The organism is Rhizobium sp. Root483D2 (assembly GCF_001426685.1).
Taxonomy (GTDB): domain Bacteria; phylum Pseudomonadota; class Alphaproteobacteria; order Rhizobiales; family Rhizobiaceae; genus Pararhizobium; species Pararhizobium qamdonense.
The window spans coordinates 485085-501381 of sequence record NZ_LMFB01000019.1; the positions used below are offsets into that span (position 1 = coordinate 485085).

19 protein-coding genes are annotated in these 16297 nt (G+C 61.8%); 5 read left to right on the forward strand and 14 right to left on the reverse strand.

Features of this window, described 5'->3' with window-relative positions; all coding sequences use genetic code 11:
* Positions 1-65: 65 nt before the first annotated feature.
* The 4 genes from ASD32_RS18560 to argH form a co-directional block, all read right to left on the reverse strand.
* Positions 66-2693 (reverse strand): TIGR02302 family protein, encoded by a 2628-nt coding sequence (locus ASD32_RS18560; protein WP_060639595.1) that lies wholly within the window; start codon positions 2691-2693, stop codon positions 66-68.
* Between the two features lie 145 nt (positions 2694-2838).
* Positions 2839-4107 (reverse strand): diaminopimelate decarboxylase, encoded by a 1269-nt coding sequence (gene lysA / locus ASD32_RS18565; protein WP_060639485.1) that lies wholly within the window; start codon positions 4105-4107, stop codon positions 2839-2841.
* 12 nt (positions 4108-4119) lie between these two features.
* The gene (locus tag ASD32_RS18570) at positions 4120-4314 is read right to left on the reverse strand and encodes a lipoprotein (RefSeq protein ID WP_060639486.1); all 195 of its coding nucleotides are present in this window, start codon (positions 4312-4314) and stop codon (positions 4120-4122) included.
* A 105-nt stretch (positions 4315-4419) separates the two neighbouring features.
* Positions 4420-5823, reverse strand: a complete 1404-nt coding sequence (gene argH, locus ASD32_RS18575; protein ID WP_060639596.1) for an argininosuccinate lyase — start codon at positions 5821-5823, stop codon at positions 4420-4422.
* Between the two features lie 84 nt (positions 5824-5907).
* Between argH and ASD32_RS18580 the strand changes: the two genes are divergently transcribed.
* Positions 5908-6534, forward strand: coding sequence for a TlpA disulfide reductase family protein (locus ASD32_RS18580; protein WP_060639487.1), 627 nt, complete (start codon positions 5908-5910; stop codon positions 6532-6534).
* A 65-nt stretch (positions 6535-6599) separates the two neighbouring features.
* Here ASD32_RS18580 and ASD32_RS30965 read toward each other — a convergent pair whose 3' ends face one another.
* Both ASD32_RS30965 and ASD32_RS18585 read right to left on the reverse strand, forming a co-directional pair.
* On the reverse strand, positions 6600-6728 hold the full coding sequence (locus ASD32_RS30965) for a hypothetical protein (protein ID WP_280139458.1): 129 nt from the start codon (positions 6726-6728) through the stop codon (positions 6600-6602).
* 86 nt (positions 6729-6814) lie between these two features.
* Positions 6815-7687 carry a 3-hydroxybutyryl-CoA dehydrogenase gene (locus ASD32_RS18585; RefSeq protein ID WP_060639488.1) on the reverse strand — a complete coding sequence of 291 codons (873 nt, stop codon included), beginning with the start codon at positions 7685-7687 and terminating at the stop codon, positions 6815-6817.
* Between ASD32_RS18585 and ASD32_RS30045 the strand changes: the two genes are divergently transcribed.
* On the forward strand, positions 7680-7952 hold the full coding sequence (locus ASD32_RS30045) for a hypothetical protein (RefSeq protein WP_162252675.1): 273 nt from the start codon (positions 7680-7682) through the stop codon (positions 7950-7952). The genes ASD32_RS18585 and ASD32_RS30045 overlap by 8 nt on opposite strands.
* On the opposite strand, the gene ASD32_RS18590 is transcribed toward ASD32_RS30045, so the two are convergent.
* The 6 genes from ASD32_RS18590 to ASD32_RS18615 all read right to left on the reverse strand — a co-directional run bounded on the left by ASD32_RS18590 (position 7918) and on the right by ASD32_RS18615 (position 12398).
* Complete coding sequence (locus ASD32_RS18590) at positions 7918-8847, reverse strand: electron transfer flavoprotein subunit alpha/FixB family protein (protein WP_060639489.1); 930 nt, start codon at positions 8845-8847, stop codon at positions 7918-7920. The two genes, ASD32_RS30045 and ASD32_RS18590, sit on opposite strands and share 35 nt — an antisense overlap.
* 27 nt (positions 8848-8874) lie before the next feature.
* Positions 8875-9624, reverse strand: a complete 750-nt coding sequence (locus ASD32_RS18595; RefSeq protein WP_060639490.1) for an electron transfer flavoprotein subunit beta/FixA family protein — start codon at positions 9622-9624, stop codon at positions 8875-8877.
* A gap of 287 nt (positions 9625-9911) precedes the next feature.
* A complete protein-coding gene (locus tag ASD32_RS18600) occupies positions 9912-10706 on the reverse strand; it encodes a rhomboid family intramembrane serine protease (RefSeq protein WP_060639491.1) in 795 nt (264 codons plus the stop codon).
* Between the two features lie 55 nt (positions 10707-10761).
* Positions 10762-11340, reverse strand: a complete 579-nt coding sequence (locus tag ASD32_RS18605; RefSeq protein ID WP_060639492.1) for a cob(I)yrinic acid a,c-diamide adenosyltransferase — start codon at positions 11338-11340, stop codon at positions 10762-10764.
* 3 nt (positions 11341-11343) lie between these two features.
* A complete protein-coding gene (locus ASD32_RS18610) occupies positions 11344-11541 on the reverse strand; it encodes a twin transmembrane helix small protein (RefSeq protein ID WP_060639493.1) in 198 nt (65 codons plus the stop codon).
* Between the two features lie 23 nt (positions 11542-11564).
* A complete protein-coding gene (locus ASD32_RS18615; protein WP_060639494.1) occupies positions 11565-12398 on the reverse strand; it encodes an SDR family oxidoreductase in 834 nt (277 codons plus the stop codon).
* Between the two features lie 93 nt (positions 12399-12491).
* Between ASD32_RS18615 and ASD32_RS18620 the strand changes: the two genes are divergently transcribed.
* Entirely contained in the window at positions 12492-13424 is a 933-nt protein-coding gene (locus ASD32_RS18620) for a YihY/virulence factor BrkB family protein (RefSeq protein ID WP_060639495.1), read from the forward strand.
* Here ASD32_RS18620 and gluQRS read toward each other — a convergent pair.
* A complete protein-coding gene (gluQRS, locus tag ASD32_RS18625; protein ID WP_060639496.1) occupies positions 13419-14309 on the reverse strand; it encodes a tRNA glutamyl-Q(34) synthetase GluQRS in 891 nt (296 codons plus the stop codon). The two genes, ASD32_RS18620 and gluQRS, sit on opposite strands and share 6 nt — an antisense overlap.
* A gap of 86 nt (positions 14310-14395) precedes the next feature.
* Here gluQRS and ASD32_RS18630 point away from each other — a divergent pair, with 86 nt between their 5' ends.
* Together ASD32_RS18630 and ASD32_RS18635 are read left to right on the forward strand one after the other, a co-directional pair.
* Positions 14396-15043 carry a DNA-3-methyladenine glycosylase gene (locus tag ASD32_RS18630; protein ID WP_060639597.1) on the forward strand — a complete coding sequence of 216 codons (648 nt, stop codon included), beginning with the start codon at positions 14396-14398 and terminating at the stop codon, positions 15041-15043.
* 108 nt (positions 15044-15151) lie between these two features.
* On the forward strand, positions 15152-15709 hold the full coding sequence (locus tag ASD32_RS18635; RefSeq protein WP_060639497.1) for an HNH endonuclease: 558 nt from the start codon (positions 15152-15154) through the stop codon (positions 15707-15709).
* 56 nt (positions 15710-15765) lie between these two features.
* On the opposite strand, the gene ASD32_RS18640 is transcribed toward ASD32_RS18635, so the two are convergent.
* Complete coding sequence (locus ASD32_RS18640; protein WP_060639498.1) at positions 15766-16287, reverse strand: disulfide bond formation protein B; 522 nt, start codon at positions 16285-16287, stop codon at positions 15766-15768.
* Positions 16288-16297: the final 10 nt, after the last annotated feature.

A 16297-nucleotide genomic window follows, 5' to 3' on the forward strand; every position in this document is an offset into this window, starting at 1 on the left:
CGGAGTGACAGAGGGGGGTCGTATCCACATGCTCGGTCAGTGCTGCTACCAGCCCCAATCACACCTCACCGAATATCCAGCAACCGCTCCAGATACTGCCGCTCCGTCTCCGGCGATGAATTCGTGCCCAGCCGGCGGCGGATTTCGTCGAGGATTTCTCGGGCGCGCTGGGTGTCGATTTCGTCGGGCACCTTGACCTGGTCGCCGAAGTCCGGTCCGGCATTCTGCTGGCGGCGGCCGAGCGGGTCGCGGCCGTTCTGGCCATATTGCGGCACGCCCTGGCCCTGGCCTTGCCCCTGGCTTTGCATCTGCTGCATCATGTCCTGCGCGCCGTCACGCAGCGCCTGCAACGCGCGGCCCTGGCTGCCGACGGCCTGTTCGCCCTGGCCGTTGCCAAGAGCGCCCGAAGCGCCCTTCATCTCGCGGCCGGCTTCACCAAAGCCCTTTCCGGGCTTGATGCCCATGCCTTCAAGGCCCTTCTGCAATTCGCCGAGCTGTTTGCCCAGCTGGTCCTGCTGCGCCTGCATGTCTTTCAGCGCCTGCTTCAGCTCTTCGGCCGTCATATTGTCGAATGGACCGGGCTGCTGGCCCTGTTCGTTCGGCTGCTGGCCGGGCTGCTGCGGCATGTCCTGGCCGAACAGTTCCTGATCCTGACCCTCCAGCGGATCGCCGCGCTGCATGCGGTCGCGCAGCGCCTGGTCGTATTTGAACGTCTCGTCCATCAGCCGCTGTTGCTCCTGCATCAGCTGGCCGAGCTTGTCCATCTGCTGGCGCATCTCGCTGTTGTCCTGGCCCTGCTGTTGCTGCTGGGGACGGCCGGCCTGGAGATTGTTCATCATGCGCTGCATTTCCGACAGCAGCTGGCGTGCCTGATCCTTGGCGCCGGATTTGGCGAGGTTCTCGATCTGGTTCATCATCTTTTCCAGATCCTGCTGACGCAGCACATTGTTCTGGTTCGGATTGGCGGCCACCTGCGGGTTCTTCGCCGCCTGCTTCGCCAAGGCCTCCATATAGGCCTGCATGGCGTCGCGCAGTTCCTGCATCAGCTTGGCGATCTCTTCATCCGATGCGCCCTTTTCGAGAGCGTCGGAGAGATTCTGCTGGGCGTCGCGCAGCCGCTTGTCGGCCAGCGCCATGTCGCCAGCCTCGATGCCAAGGGCGATTTCCCAGAGATAGCCCGCCGCGTCGCGCAGCATGTCGTCATTGCGCGCCAGCGCCATGCGGCTGCCGGCCGATTGCAGCAAGAGGAAATGCGTCAGGTTGGGGATGGTCTCATCAGGCCGCACCGACAGGGCGTCGTTGAGTTCGATGGCGCGCGGCAGGTCGTTGGCGTTGAGGGCAAATGTCTGGCGCTCTTCGGCGACGGCACCGGCCAGAGGCTCGAAGAAAGGACGCGCGGGCAGGATCATGTCCTGCGGCACGCTGCGGCCTTCCTGACCGGCCGCATCCTTGGCAACCAGGGTGACACGCACGCGCTTGCCCGACAGCGGATGTTCGCTGAGATTGCGGCTGGTCAGGCCCTTGGCCTCGCGCGCGTTGCGCTTGGGCAGGTCGAGACGGTATTCGGGGCGCGGATATAGCGGCCGCGCGTCGGCTGCGGGCGTGTCGAGCGGCGTGATTTCGGCCCAGGCCTCCTGAATGCCGTAGTCGTCCTTGGCAGCAAAGCCGATTTCCAGCGCCGCGTTGACCGTCGTGCGCGGAATGCCGTCGAAGGCAATATCCGGAACGCTGTCGGGAACAACCGTGAAGGCCCATTGTTCGCCACCAACGGACAGCGCGCCATCCTTGGTGATCTTCATCATATGCGTATTGCTGCTTGGCCTGGCAGGTCCAGCTGGCGGTGTTTCCGCCGCAGCCTTCTCATCCGTGCCGGGCTTTGCCGCCTGCGCTGCAATCAGCAGCGGCTGGGTTGCACCGTTTTCCAGATAGGTCACCGGCGTATCGTCACCGCCACTGGTGATGCGCACGGTCAGCTCGCTGAATTGCGGGATGCGCAAGGCTCCGGTGCTTCCGGCAACCTCTTGCGGGCCTTGGCTGCCTGTCAGGAAAACCGGTGCCCGGCCGGTATAGGCGGGGGGCGTCACCCAGGCGTCGATGCGCACATCCGGCACGGCGGCAATGTCTTGCGGCGGGTGGAAGACATCGGAGATCAGGCCGGCGCGGTTCGAATAGGAATAGGCAAAGGCCACGCAGGCAATCAGAACGGGAACGGCGCGCAGGCCGTAGCTGTCGGTGCGGGCAATATCGGGTTTGGGCAGTCCGGCTTCCAGCGAACCGATCATCCGCGCCATGCGCGTCTGGTGTTCCTGCCACAGAGCCTGGCCGAAGGCGCCGCTGGTGGCCGGCTGATCGTCCTGAACGCGGATGGCCTGGTGCGGCAGGTCGTTGCGCTCCTCCAGCATCCGGTCCGCATCGGTGTTGCCGGGCAATTTCACGCGCAGGTGTGGGATCAGGAAAATGACGAAGGCGGCAGCGAAGGCAAAAAGCGATGCCGCATGCAGCCAGCCGGGCACAACCCGGAAGAACCCGAACCAGGCGGCGGAAAGAAACAACAGCACGACGGCAATCGGGGGCAGGGCACGGGGAGCAATCTGCTCGGCAACGAGAACGATGCGCGCAAGCGTTCGTTTGACCGCAAGACTTTTCATGAAGCCTGGCGCTGCCGTCGCTTTATCCCGCCGGATCTGCGTCATCCGTTCCCTTTCAACGTTTGAAACGTGCGTGTGGAGGATAACACTCTTTGTGGCGAAGACGAGGGCGGCAACGCAATCGTGATCGATTTTGGCGCGCGGTGCGCGGCCCATCAACAGCGGCCGGTTGGCCGCCGTTTAACCGTCGTCAATCCAGCCAGTCGGGAACCGAATCGAGGCCGATCAGGTCCTCATAGGTGGTGCGGGGACGAATCACATGGAACCGGCCGCCTTTGACTAGCACTTCGGGGACCAGAAGGCGGCTGTTGTAGGTGCCGGCCTGCACAGCCCCATAGGCGCCGGCGGTGCCGACCGAGATCAGGTCTCCCGGCTTCGGCATGGCCATTTCGCGGTCGAGCGCCAGATAGTCGCCGGTCTCGCAAACGGGACCGACAATGTCGGCCTTGATGCGCGGTGCGTTGGCGGCGGAGATGCGCACCGGCTGGATCTCGTGATAGGCCTCATAAAGCGTCGGGCGGATCAGGTCGTTCATGGCGCCATCGACGATGACGAAGGTCTTTGAGCCGCCATCCTTCACATAGATGACTTCCGTGACCATGATGCCGGCATTGCCGACGATCAGCCGGCCGGGCTCCATGATGATCTTGCAGCCGAGCTCGCGCAGCTGGTCCTTGACGATCGTGGCATAGGCGTCGGGCAGGGGCGGAGGGCTGTTGTCCTGCTTGTACGGCACGCCCAGACCGCCGCCGACATCGACGTGATCGATGTTGTGGCCGTCGGTGCGCAGCGTGTCGACCAGTTCGCGCAGGAGCTTGAAGGCATCGGCGAAGGGTTGCAGCTCGGTGATCTGGCTGCCGATATGCATGTCGATGCCGGTCGCCTGAATCCCGGGCAGGGTCGCCGCATGGGCGTAAACAGCGCGGGCGCGTTCATAGGCGATGCCGAACTTGTTTTCCTTCTTGCCGGTCGAAATCTTCGCATGGGTCTTGGCATCGACATCCGGGTTGATGCGGAAGGAGACATGCGCCTTCTTGCCTTCGCGCACGGCGCGAGCATTGAGCACTTCCAGTTCCGGCTCGGATTCGACGTTGAAGCAATAGATACCGGCGTCCAGCGCCAGGTCCATTTCCTGTGCCGTCTTGCCGACACCGGAAAACATGATGCGGTTTGCAGGAATACCGGCTGCAAGCGCCCGGCGCAGTTCGCCGCCCGAGACGACATCGACCCCGGCGCCCAGGCGGGCGAGCGTCTTCAGCACGGCCTGGTTCGAATTCGCCTTCATGGCATAGCAGACCATCGCGTCGATATCGGAAAACGCCTTGGAGAACACCGAATAGTGCCGTTCCAGCGTTGCGGTGGAATAGCAGTAGAAGGGTGTGCCCACCGCCTTGGCGATGTCGATGACGGAGACGTCTTCCGCAAACAGAATGCCGTCACGATATTCGAAATGGTTCACGAGTGTGCTCTGTTACAGGAGGGGATCGAGGAAGAACGGCTTGCCGGGCGCTTCGTCCTTCGTTTCAGGGCTGCCCGGTGCTGCCTTGGTGTTGATCGGCGCAGACGAGCCCGGACGATCAAGATCGCCCTTGCGGCCGCAGCCCGACAGCGTCAGGCCGGCAATGGCAAGGGCTGCAATCAAAATGGCGGTGTTTCGTGACAGCATCGATGGTTCCCGGTCCGGGCAATCAGCCCTTCAGCGCAAATTCGTCAAAACTCATATCGGCTTTTCAGGGCATTGTGCACCCTGAATCTTGCCCTCATTCCTGGATCAGTTGCGGTTGCGCCACCAGGCGATCTGCTTGCGCACTTCACTGGGAGCGGTGCCGCCAAAGGAGGTGCGGCTGGCAACCGAGGCCTCGACGGTCAGGACGCCGAAGACGTCACCGGTAATATCCGGATGGATCGCCTGCAGGTCTTCCAGCGAAAGCTCCGCCAGCTCGCAAGCCTTCTGCTCGGCCAGCGCCACGGCGCGGCCGGTGACATGATGAGCATCGCGGAAGGGAAGCCCCGCTTCGCGCACCAGCCAGTCGGCGAGGTCGGTGGCGGTGGAATAGCCGGAACCTGCAGCAGCCTTCATCCGGTCCGCACGGATGGTCATGTCGCGGACCATGCCGGTCATTGCGGCAATGGCCAGTTCCAGGCTTTCGGCCGAATCGAACACCTGTTCCTTGTCTTCCTGCATATCCTTGGAATAGGCGAGCGGCAGGCCTTTCATGACGGTCAAAAGCGCGATCAGCGAGCCGTTGATGCGGCCGGTCTTGGCGCGCACAAGTTCGGCAGCGTCGGGGTTTTTCTTCTGCGGCATGATCGAGGAGCCGGTGGAAAATGCATCCGACAGGCGCACGAAACCGAATTGCGGCGTCGACCAGATGACGATCTCTTCGGCCAGCCGCGACAGATGCACGGCGCAGATCGAGGAGATCGACAAAAATTCCAGTGCGAAGTCGCGGTCGGACACGGTGTCGATCGAGTTGCGGGTGGGTTCGCGGAAGCCGAGCGCCTTGGCGGTCATGTGGCGGTCAATCGGAAAGCCGGTGCCGGCAAGCGCAGCAGCGCCGATCGGGCTTTCGTCCATGTGCTCGATCGCATGGCGCACGCGCTGCCTGTCACGGCCGAACATTTCGACATAGGCCATGCAATGATGGCCGAAGGTGACGGGCTGGGCGGTCTGCAAATGGGTAAAGCCCGGCATGACGGTTTCGGCGTGCTCTTCGGCGCGGTCGAGGAAGGCGGCGATCAGATCCGTCAGCATGCCCTCGCATTTCTGCAGCTCTTCCTTCACCCAGAGGCGGAAATCGAGCGCCACCTGGTCGTTGCGCGAGCGGGCGGTGTGCAGGCGGCCGGCCGCCGGGCCGATCAGGTCGCTGAGGCGCGCCTCCACGTTCATATGGATATCTTCGAGACGGCGGGAAAATTCGAACTGGCCGCTCTCGATCTCTGACAGGATCGTGTCGAGGCCGTGAACGATCTTGTCTTTATCGTCTGCCGAAATGATGCCTTGATGCGCCAGCATGGTCGCATGCGCCATTGAGCCGCGGATGTCCTGGGCGAAAAGCTTCTTGTCGAAGCCGATCGAGGCATTTATCTCCTCCATGATCGCCGCTGGTCCTTGCGCAAAGCGACCGCCCCACATCTGGTTGGAGCTTTTGGTTTCAGAAGTGCCGTCAGCCATGAAGATGCCCGTCCTGGAGAATGACCCGTTTTGGAAAATCACGTAAACGACAGGAAGAAACGCTTTCCCCCTGCCAGACTGGTTATGATCGCTGCCCTCGGGGGGCTGATCGCCGGTGCGGCAGCGGTATACGTCAGGGAAAGCGGGTCTGGCAATGGTGCGGCGGTGGAAACCGCAGGTGCCAGGACCTGCGAGGCGGCAAAAGACAAGGTCGCGGCCATCACCCCGTTCCTCAAGGGCCAGGTCGCCGCCATGGCGCCGGCCAGTGATCCCCGCCCGCTCCCCGGCCTGAATTTCAAAGGCAAGGACGGCAAGGACCTGACCATCGCCGATTTCACCGGCAAGACCGTCCTTCTCAATCTCTGGGCGACATGGTGCGTGCCATGCCGCGAGGAAATGCCGGCGCTGAACGCGCTGCAGCAATCGGCCGGCAGCGACAAATTCGAAGTCGTGGCTGTGAATATCGATATCGGCGGCGATGAAAAGCCGACCGCATTCCTGAACGAAACCGGCGTGCACGACCTTGGCTACTACCGCGATGCCTCGATGGGCGTTTTCAATGCGTTGAAAAAGGAAGGCCTTGCCTTCGGCCTGCCGGTGACGCTTTTGATGGACGACAAGGGCTGCCTGATTTCGTCGATGAACGGTCCTGCGGCCTGGGACAGCGGGGATGCCAAGGCCTTGGTGAAGGCGGCGGCTGGTGGCAGCTGAGTTACGGTATTTTGAAGAGGGACGTCACGATGACTGAGGATGTTAGTCAGGTGCTCAAAGGCGGATTATGCGGAGACCGTGAGAAGGAGCCGCTTGCGGATCGCGTCGCGCGCATTGCCGCCGATCTTGCAGATCAGGCCGGTCCGCATCGCGGAACGATCGGCAAGGAAGAAATTGACGCCATGTGGGGTCATTCCCCGCGTTCCTCGATAGACCGGTGATTGCGGAAGCTTTTTAAGGGTATCAATTTTTGCCAGGACCGACATTCCCGCCGCTTGATTTACCGCGTCGGAACGGGAACCTCGCCGCGATAGTCGTAAAAGCCGCGGCCGGATTTGCGGCCGAGCCAGCCGGCCTCGACGTATTTGACGAGCAGCGGGCAGGGGCGGTATTTCGAATCCGCCAGGCCGTCATGCAGCACCTGCATGATCGACAGGCAGGTATCGAGCCCGATGAAATCGGCAAGCTGCAGCGGGCCCATCGGATGGTTGGCGCCGAGTTTCATGGCCGTATCGATCGCATCGACGCTGCCGACGCCTTCATAGAGCGTGTAGATCGCTTCGTTGATCATCGGCAAGAGGATGCGGTTGACGATGAAAGCGGGAAAATCTTCCGCAACCGTGATCGTCTTGTCGAGTGTTGCGACGAATTGCTTGGCGGTTGCGAACGTGCCTTCTTCAGTGGCGATGCCGCGCACCAGTTCGACCAGCTTCATCACCGGAACCGGGTTCATGAAATGGATGCCCATGAAGCGTTCCGGCCGGTCGGTCGCAGAGGCGAGCCGGGTGATCGACAGCGAGGAGGTGTTGGTAGCGAGAATGGCGTCGGCCTTTAGAACTGGACAGACATGGCCATAGATCTTGCGCTTGACGCTTTCGTCTTCGGTGGCAGCCTCGATCACCAGATCCATCGGCGAGAGGTCGTTGACATCGGCGGAGCCCTTGATCAGCGACAGCGCCTTCTTGCGTTCGTCGTCCGTCAGTTTGCCGGAGGACACCTGGCGGGCCATATTGCCGTTGATGGTCGCAAGCCCTGCTTCAACCCGGTCGGCCGAAATGTCGTAAATATGCACCTTGTAGCCAGCCGAAGCCGATACCTGGGCAATGCCGCAGCCCATCTGTCCAGCGCCAACAATTCCGACATTTTTGATCATCGAGCCGATTTTCCATCATCCTAACGAAAGTGCGATTGCGCTTCCGTTCGTGCAAAAGGCAAAACGCCCGGCGGGGCGAGATATCCGGATGCCAGTGATAAAGGCATCGCAGCCAATTTTCCAGCCTTTATTCGCGGCGGACGGCATTGGCGATGTAGGAAACGCATTGCTTATAAAACGAAAAACGGCCGCGCTCAGTTGCGCGGCCGCCGATATCGACGTCAAAAAGCTCAGAGGGCTTTTTCAAGCTCCGGCAGGATGGTGAAGAGGTCGCCGACGAGGCCGTAATCCGCCACCTGGAAGATCGGGGCTTCCTCGTCCTTGTTGATGGCGACGATGACTTTACTGTCCTTCATGCCGGCCAGATGCTGGATCGCGCCGGAGATGCCGACCGCGATATAGAGCTGGGGGGCGACGACCTTGCCGGTCTGGCCAACCTGCCAGTCGTTGGGGGCATAACCTGCATCAACAGCAGCGCGCGATGCGCCGACGGCGGCACCCAGCTTGTCGGCCACCGGCAGAATGACTTCCTGGAACTTGTCCGAGGAGCCGAGTGCGCGGCCGCCGGAAATGATGATCTTGGCAGACGTCAGTTCCGGACGGTCCGACGAGGATAGCGCGTCCTTGACGAAGGTCGAGAGGCCGGGGTTTTCGGCAGCCGAAATGGTTTCGACCGGGGCCGAACCGCCGTCCGCAGCCGATGCAAAGGAGGCGGTGCGCACGGTGATCACCTTTTTCGCCTCGCCCGACTGCACCGTCTGAATGGCATTGCCGGCGTAGATAGGCCGCTTGAACGTGTCGGCCGAGACGACCTCGGTGATCTCGGAGATCTGCACAATATCCAGCAGAGCTGCAACGCGCGGCAAAACGTTCTTGCCGGTCGAGGTGGCCGCCGACAGGATGGTGTCGTAGGACCCGGCGAGCGAGACGATCAGGGCTGCGAGCGGTTCTGCCAGGTTGTTGGCAAGGTCGTCGCTGTCGGCCAGCAGAACCTTGGAAACGCCGGTGAGTTTTGCAGCGGCATCGGCTGCAGCCTGTGCACCCTTGCCTGCGACGAGAACATGCACGTCGCCGCCGATCTGGCTTGCAGCCGTCAGCGCCTTGGCAGTCTGGTCAGACAGGGTTACGTTGTCGTGGTCAGCCAGAAGAAGAATGGCCATGGTGTTAGTCTCCTTATTCTGGGGCTTTTAGAGGACGCCGGCTTCGTTTTTGAGCTTGTCGACCAGTTCGGCAACGGTCTTGACCTTGATGCCGGCCTTGCGGCCCGAGGGCTCCTCGGTCTTCAGGACCTTCAGGCGCGGGCTGGTCTCGACGCCGAAATCGGCCGGGCTCTTCTTGTCGAGCGGCTTCTTCTTGGCCTTCATGATGTTGGGCAGCGAGGCATAACGCGGCTCGTTCAAACGCAGGTCGGTGGTCACCACCGCCGGCAGCTTGATCTCGATCGTCTGCAATCCGCCATCGACTTCACGCGTCACGGCAGCCTTGCCGTCGCCAAGCTCGATCTTGGAGGCAAACGTGCCCTGCGCCCAGCCGAGCAGCGCCGACAGCATCTGGCCGGTCTGGTTCGAATCGTCATCGATCGCCTGCTTGCCGACGATGATCAGGCCGGGCTGTTCGGCTTCCGCCACGCCCTTGATGATCTTGGCAACGGCCAGCGGTTCGACCGCATCGTCGGTCTCGACCAGGATCGCCCGGTCGGCGCCCATGGCCAAAGCCGTGCGGAGCGTCTCTTCGGCTTTCGCCGGGCCAACGGAAACGACGACCACTTCCTCGACCTTGCCGGCTTCCTTCAGGCGAAGCGCCTCCTCGACCGAAATCTCGTCGAACGGGTTCATCGACATCTTCACATTGGCAAGCTCGACACCCGATCCATCCGGCTTCACCCGGATCTTCACGTTGTAATCGACGACACGCTTGACGGTGACCAGAACTTTCATGATGTCCTTCCTTACGAAACGTTTGCGAGAAAATGCGCTTTAACGCAGCGGCCTGATTGTCGGTTGGCGACATCGATACGCGTTTTTTCTCCAATTACAATCTTTGCCCATAGCTCGCTCGCAAGATTGCCACGGGAAAAATACTGACGTTTACGTGCGCGTCAATCATAAACTCGAAGAAAGCGGTCTTCTTCTGGGAGGCCGGAGTACCCTGTGCGTGTCCCAAGTCCATTAACGCCCTGTTTTCAATTGGCTATCCCGGACCACCAGCATTTGCCGGGAAGACTTCAGCTTGGCCGGCCCCATTGTGTGGGCTTTCTCACCGGCTCGGAGGAAGCCGGCGGCACGGCGACCGGGGCTGCTTCAACATGCCGCACGGCGCGGGGTGTCACGATCGTCCGGTCGAACAGGGGCACGTCGCGGCGTCGCAAAATGACCACCAGGATCAGCCCGGCAATGATGCCGCCGACATGTGCGCCCCAGGAAACGTCGCCTTCCGGGTCGATCAGAACCATGAAAAACTGCTGGCCGATCCAGAAGGCCAGCGGAATGAAGGCGGGCAGGGGCAGCGGGATGCGAAACAGCACCAGCACCCAGACGCGCACCTTCGGATGCAACAGGAAATAGGCGGCGACGACACCGGAAATGGCCCCGGATGCGCCGATCAGCGGCGCCTGCGATTGCGTGTTGATCAGTCCATGCATCAGCGCCCCGGCGGCCGCGCAGAGGAGATAGAAGAGGAGGAAGCGGAAATGCCCCAGCGCATCCTCGACATTGTCACCGAACACCCAAAGGAACAGCATGTTGCCGGCCAGATGCCAGAAATCGCCATGCAGGAAGGAATAGGTCAGATAGGTGGCATCATCGGGTACGAGCACCAGGTTCGGCGCCAGATGCGCATTGTCGAAGGCGATTGCCGGGATGTAGCCCAGGCCCATCGTCGCGGCATTGGTGACCTGCTCGGGCGCCAGCAACGGCCCGGTCAGCAACCAGATGATGGTGTTGATGACGATCACGCCGATCGTGACGTATTGGACCTTGATATGCTTGAGAGAATTCGCGTCGTGCAGCGGTATGAACATAGGCGCGTTGGTTCCTCGAAGCGGTGATCGGCGTCAAGCTTGTCTGTTTTTGAGCTTACCTGTTTTTCCCCGGAACCCAAAGCACGTCCGACTTGCCTTTGCCGTTGGTCCAGCGGGCGGCAACGAAGAGGAAATCGGACAGCCGGTTGACATAGGCGAGCGCTTCGCCGCTGACGATCTCGCCGTCGATGCGGGCAAGGTCCACCATCAGCCGTTCGGCGCGGCGCGCTACCGTGCGGGCCATGTGCAATGTGGCGGCAGCACCGCTGCCACCGGGCAGGACGAAGGAGCGCAACGGATCGAGGTCGCCGTTCAGTTCGTCAATTTCGGCTTCCAGCCGCGTCACCTGCGCTGCGATGATCCGCAGCGGCTCGTAGGCCAGCGTTTCGCCGGTATCGGGCGTCGAAAGGTCGGCGCCAAGGTCGAACAGGTCGTTTTGAATGCGCATCAGCATCGCATCGAGCCCGGCCAATTCCTGCGTATGCTGGCGTGCCAGCCCGATGAAGGAGTTGGTCTCGTCGATCGTGCCATAGGCCTCGACGCGCAGGTCGCTTTTCAGGCGGCGTGGGCCGGTGGCAAGCCCCGTGGTGCCGTCATCGCCGGTCTTTGTGTAGATCTTGTTGAGCTTCACCATCGATCAGCGGCCGCCGCCGGTGATCCACAGGGTCAGCATGATCAGGACGATCGCCACCGCCTGCAGGAATACGCGCGCCTGCATCAGCTTGTTGGACGTGTTGCCGTCGCCGCCTTTTGCCATATGGAGCAGACCGCGGATCAGGACGATGGCGACAAGGCCCATGACGAGCAGTGTCAGACCGGTGAGAAAACTATGCATGTGACTAACCCTTGCCTTTCAGCTCAGCCGAAGCGGCCCATCAAACGATAGAACAGCCCGGCCGGCAGCAGTTTCTTCAAAAGCGCACCCTGCTTGGCCGGCTGCGTCACGATGTAATGCGGCTTCGGCTTCTTCGCGGTCAATGCGCGTTTCAGCGCAGTATACACCGCATCGGGCTCAAGCTTGCCCTTTGCCGCTCCGCTTTCCCCCTTGAGCCGCCGCATCTGCCGTTCATACTCCACGGCATGGACAGACCCCCTGAGGTCGATGAACCGCTCGATATTGACGATCGCATTGGCGGTAAAGCGCGATGTGATCGGTCCGGGCTCGATCAGGCTCACTTCGATGCCGCTGCCTTCCAGTTCCATGCGCATGGTCAAGGTCAGGCCTTCCAGCGCAAATTTCGACGCATTATACGCCCCCCGCCACTTGAACGGGACAATGCCCAGAATGGACGAGCATTGCACGATGCGGCCGTGACCCTGTGCCCGCATCGCCGGGATGATCCGCCGGGTCAGGTCGTGCCAGCCGATGACGTTGGTTTCCAGCTGCAGCCGCAATGCTTCCACCGGCAGGTCCTCGACGGCACCCGCCTGGCCATAGGCGCCATTGTTGAACAGGGCATCCAGCCTGCCGCCGGTGCGGGCAAACACGTCGTCGACAAGTTTGGATATGGTGTCCGGTTTGGTATAATCCATCAGGAAGGCTTCGATGCCGTCATTTTCCAGTGCGGCAAGATCCTCCGCCTTGCGGACGGTGGCAAAGACCCGCCAGCCGTCCTTAAGGAGGGCGCGGGCGCACCAGGCACCAATGCCGGAGGAGCAGCCGGTGACGATTATCGAGGGACGGTCGATCATAATGGGTCGTTTCCTGTAGAAATTGCCGACCGGTCTCCCATATTCATGAGCGGGTGACAATCCGGGGAGCATGATGAGACAGTTGGAGAGAGAATGCCGGCCTTCGTACGCATAGCCTGGAAGGTCGTTTTCGATGCCGTCTGGCATTTCAGCGAAGACGACGGCTGGGCGATGGCGAGCCATGTGGCGCTCTCCACCCTTCTGGCGATCTTTCCCTTCCTGATCTTCGGCACGGCGCTCGGCAGCTTTCTCGGCGCCGACCAGTTTGCCACGACCGCGGTGCATTTCATTTTCGACACCTGGCCCGAATCGATCGCCAAGCCGATTTCCGATGAAGTCGTGCGGGTCTTGACCACGCCGCGCGGCGGACTTTTGACCGTGTCGGTTCTCGCCGCCGCCTATTTCGCCTCCAACGGCGTCGAGGCGCTGCGCGTCTCGCTCAACCGCGCCTACCGGGTGGCCGAAAGCCGGGCCTGGTACAAGACGCGTGTGGCGAGCCTTGCCTTCGTGCTGGCCGGCGTCCTGGTGCTTGCGATCGTCAGCCTGCTGCTGGTCGCCGTGCCGCTCGCCATCCGCTATGCCGGCACCTATCTACCCTGGTTTAACGGCCTGCTGTCGATGATCGACAGCTGGAGCCTTGCTGGCGTCTTCATCATGCTGACCACCGGCCTCATCGTCAGCCATCTCTGGCTGCCGGACGGGCGGCGCAAGATCATGGACGTGCTGCCGGGCATCATCCTGACGCTGATCGCCTGGTCTGTCGGCGCCTATGTGTTTGCGTCCTACCTGTCCACGTTCGCCAATTACGTCTCGACCTATGCCGGTCTCGCCTCGATCATGATCGCGCTGGTGTTTCTCTATATCGTCGGCGTCATCTTCATTCTCGGCGCCGAGATCAACGCGGCGATCATGAAATACAAGGTCAAGCGCATGGTCATCCGCCATATCATGGGGCCGCGCGAAGAGGCGGTTAAGGCCGATCCGGAAGCCGCGCAGCCCGAGGTCCCCAGGGAAAACGTCCTATAGCAGCAGCATCTGTCTGATATCATCCGGCGTCTTGCCCGCCTCCCGGAACGCGGCGATGCCGGTGTCGCGATTGCTTTTCGATAGCTTGCGGCCGTCTGGACCAAGGATCAGCCGGTGATGATGATAGACCGGCTGGGGCAGATCGAGCAGGGTTTGCAGCAGCCGGTGCACCGATGTGGCATGGAACAGATCGCTGCCCCTGACCACATGGCTCACCCTTTGCAGCGCATCGTCCAGCGTCACCGCCAGATGATAGCTCGATGGCGCATCCGAGCGTGACAGCACGACATCGCCCCAGGCGGACGGATCGGCCGCAATCAAACCTGTTTCGTCCTTCGGGCCGCTGCCGCTTTCCTGCCATGTCAGCGGTTCTTGCAGCTGCGCCATCGCCTTGGCCATGTCCAGCCGCCAGGCATGCGGCTTGCCGCCGGCGAGCATGCGCTGGCGGGCAGCGTCTGACAGCCTGCGTTCCTCGCCGGGATAGAGCGGCGCGCCGTCGGGATCGCGTGGCCACGTCTTTCCCCTTGTCTCGAATTCACCGACCGCCGTTTTGATCGCACCGCGCGTCAGGAAAGCCGGATAGACCAGATCGCGCGCGATCAGCTGGCCGAGCGACTGGCGGTAGAGATCGAGGTGCTCCGATTGCCGCCGCACCGGCTGTTCCCAGTCAAGTCCCATCCATTTGAGATCGGCGATGATCCCGGCTTCGAATTCCGGCGTAGAGCGGGCAATATCGATATCCTCGATCCGCAGGAGGAAGCGTCCGTGCTCCCTTTTCGCCATGTCATGGTTGAGAATGGCCGAGAGCGCATGGCCGAGATGCAGCTGGCCGTTCGGGCTTGGTGCAAAGCGGAAGACCGGTTGTTTTGAGGCTGGTTTGTTCATATTTACGTCTTGGCACGGAAGCGCGCATCCGGCCACGGGTTTTGTCCGTCGGCAAGCATAGGCGGATGGCGGGTGGAGGAATGGACATGCGGATCATCCGCACGCATGAGGATATCACCGCAGGGCTGAGCGGTCTGGTGATGCTCGATGCGCGGCTGGAGCATGTCGTGTCGAAGGCTGGCCCCGTTCCCCTGCGCCGCACCGATCCCGGCTATCGCGGCATCGCCAATATCATCGTTTCGCAAATGGTGTCGAAAGCCAGTGCTGCTGCAATCTGGAACCGCATGGAGATGGCGGTGGGTCTGATCGACGCCCGCAGCGTGACCGCCATGTCCGACGAGGATTGCCGTATGGTCGGCCTGTCGCGCGCCAAGGCCGATACGCTTCGGCGGGTGGCGCGCGCCGTTCTGGACGGCGAGCTAGACCTGGAGGCAATCTGTTCGATCGAGGGCAGCGCCGCGATCCGCGAGATGACCGCCATCAAGGGCGTCGGCCGCTGGACCGCTGAAGTCTATCTTCTGTTTTGCGCCGGTCATCCCGATGTGTTTCCGGTCGGCGATATCGCGCTGCAAAACGCGGTCGGGCATGCGCTGATGCTGGAGACGCGCCCGTCTGTGCGTGAACTTGATTCGCTGACGGCGCTCTGGGCGCCCTGGCGCAGCGTCGCGGCGCGGTTGTTCTGGGCCTATTATGCCACGCAAATGCGCCGGGACGGCACTCCGGCGCCTCTTTGAGACAAAAAGCGAATCTTTTGTTTCCTTTTTCCTTTTGGCTTCACAATCCTGACGCAACGGGCCTAATATAGAAGGTGCAGGTGCCGAATCGAGCAGGAGTATACTGGCTTGACGATTGCAGTCTCACCACACGGCCTTCCAGCGCTCGTGCTGAACGCTGACTATAGGCCGCTGAGTTATTACCCCTTGTCGCTCTGGTCCTGGCAGGACGCGATCAAGGCCGTTTTCCTAGACCGTGTGCATATCCTGGCCGAATACGATCATCAGGTCTCTTCCCCCAGCTTTTCCATGCGCCTGCCCAGTGTCGTCTGCCTGAAAAGCTACGTGCAGCCGTCGCGCCATCCGGCCTTCACGCGGTTCAACGTGTTCCTGCGTGACCGCTTCGAATGCCAGTATTGCGGCTCGCCGGACGATCTGACCTTCGACCATGTGATCCCGCGCTGCTGCGGCGGCCAGACCACCTGGGAAAATGTCGTCGCCGCCTGCTCGCCGTGCAATCTGCGCAAGGGCGGCAAGATGCCACGCCAGGCGGGCATGTTCCCGCACCAGAAACCGTTCCACCCGACGGTGCAGGACCTGCACAATAACGGCCGGCTGTTCCCGCCCAACCATCTGCATGACAGCTGGATGGACTATCTCTACTGGGATGTCGAACTGCAGCCTTGATCGAGCGGGCTGGATATCTGTAACGGCTGCGGCTGCGCTTGCAGCCGCGTCAAGGCTTACGCCTTGGCGGCGCCGCGCAGGGCAATGGCCGCCAGGATCAGGCTGGCAATGACATTCCATCCGGCAAAGGACAGACCGAGCACGCGCAGGGCTGCATCCGTGCAAGACGGGCCGTGTTTGCTGTCGAGATCGCCGAGCAGGTCGCCGACATTGCCGGACACGCCTGAGGCCGATGTTGCGCAGGTGGCAGGCCCTTCCCAGAAATGCCATTCGACACCGGCGTGATAGACGCCGGTTCCGGCCCCCACCAGCATCAGGATGCCGATGACCACCAGCAGCGCGCGGGTCGTCCAGACCGGAAGACGCAGGAAGGACGTCGCAATCGCGACGAGGCCGATCGGAATGCCCCAGTAATAGGGCGTGCGCTGCAAGAGGCAGAGCGCGCAGGGGATGTAGCCGCCGATATGCTCGAACGCGAGCGCGCCGCCGACGGTGCCGGTCATGCCGAGCGTGGCAAGGACAGACGGCAGAAGGCCGCGGGGGGACTGGGTCTGGCTGTCGCTCACGGCGGGCTCCATCGGAATGTCA

Excerpts from the sequence above, each read along its gene's own strand:
- ASD32_RS18560 (WP_060639595.1), bottom strand. The coding sequence starts at position 2,693 with ATGACGCAGATCCGGCGGGATAAAGCGACGGCAGCGCCAGGCTTCATG.
- ASD32_RS18570 (WP_060639486.1), bottom strand. The coding sequence starts at position 4,314 with ATGCTGTCACGAAACACCGCCATTTTGATTGCAGCCCTTGCCATTGCC.
- argH (WP_060639596.1), bottom strand. The coding sequence starts at position 5,823 with ATGGCTGACGGCACTTCTGAAACCAAAAGCTCCAACCAGATGTGGGGC.
- ASD32_RS18580 (WP_060639487.1), top strand. The coding sequence starts at position 5,908 with ATGATCGCTGCCCTCGGGGGGCTGATCGCCGGTGCGGCAGCGGTATAC.
- ASD32_RS30965 (WP_280139458.1), bottom strand. The coding sequence starts at position 6,728 with ATGACCCCACATGGCGTCAATTTCTTCCTTGCCGATCGTTCCGCGATG.
- ASD32_RS18585 (WP_060639488.1), bottom strand. The coding sequence starts at position 7,687 with ATGATCAAAAATGTCGGAATTGTTGGCGCTGGACAGATGGGCTGCGGC.
- ASD32_RS18590 (WP_060639489.1), bottom strand. The coding sequence starts at position 8,847 with ATGGCCATTCTTCTTCTGGCTGACCACGACAACGTAACCCTGTCTGAC.
- ASD32_RS18595 (WP_060639490.1), bottom strand. The coding sequence starts at position 9,624 with ATGAAAGTTCTGGTCACCGTCAAGCGTGTCGTCGATTACAACGTGAAG.
- ASD32_RS18600 (WP_060639491.1), bottom strand. The coding sequence starts at position 10,706 with ATGTTCATACCGCTGCACGACGCGAATTCTCTCAAGCATATCAAGGTC.
- ASD32_RS18605 (WP_060639492.1), bottom strand. The coding sequence starts at position 11,340 with ATGGTGAAGCTCAACAAGATCTACACAAAGACCGGCGATGACGGCACC.
- ASD32_RS18610 (WP_060639493.1), bottom strand. The coding sequence starts at position 11,541 with ATGCATAGTTTTCTCACCGGTCTGACACTGCTCGTCATGGGCCTTGTC.
- ASD32_RS18615 (WP_060639494.1), bottom strand. The coding sequence starts at position 12,398 with ATGATCGACCGTCCCTCGATAATCGTCACCGGCTGCTCCTCCGGCATT.
- ASD32_RS18620 (WP_060639495.1), top strand. The coding sequence starts at position 12,492 with ATGCCGGCCTTCGTACGCATAGCCTGGAAGGTCGTTTTCGATGCCGTC.
- gluQRS (WP_060639496.1), bottom strand. The coding sequence starts at position 14,309 with ATGAACAAACCAGCCTCAAAACAACCGGTCTTCCGCTTTGCACCAAGC.
- ASD32_RS18630 (WP_060639597.1), top strand. The coding sequence starts at position 14,396 with ATGCGGATCATCCGCACGCATGAGGATATCACCGCAGGGCTGAGCGGT.
- ASD32_RS18640 (WP_060639498.1), bottom strand. The coding sequence starts at position 16,287 with ATGGAGCCCGCCGTGAGCGACAGCCAGACCCAGTCCCCCCGCGGCCTT.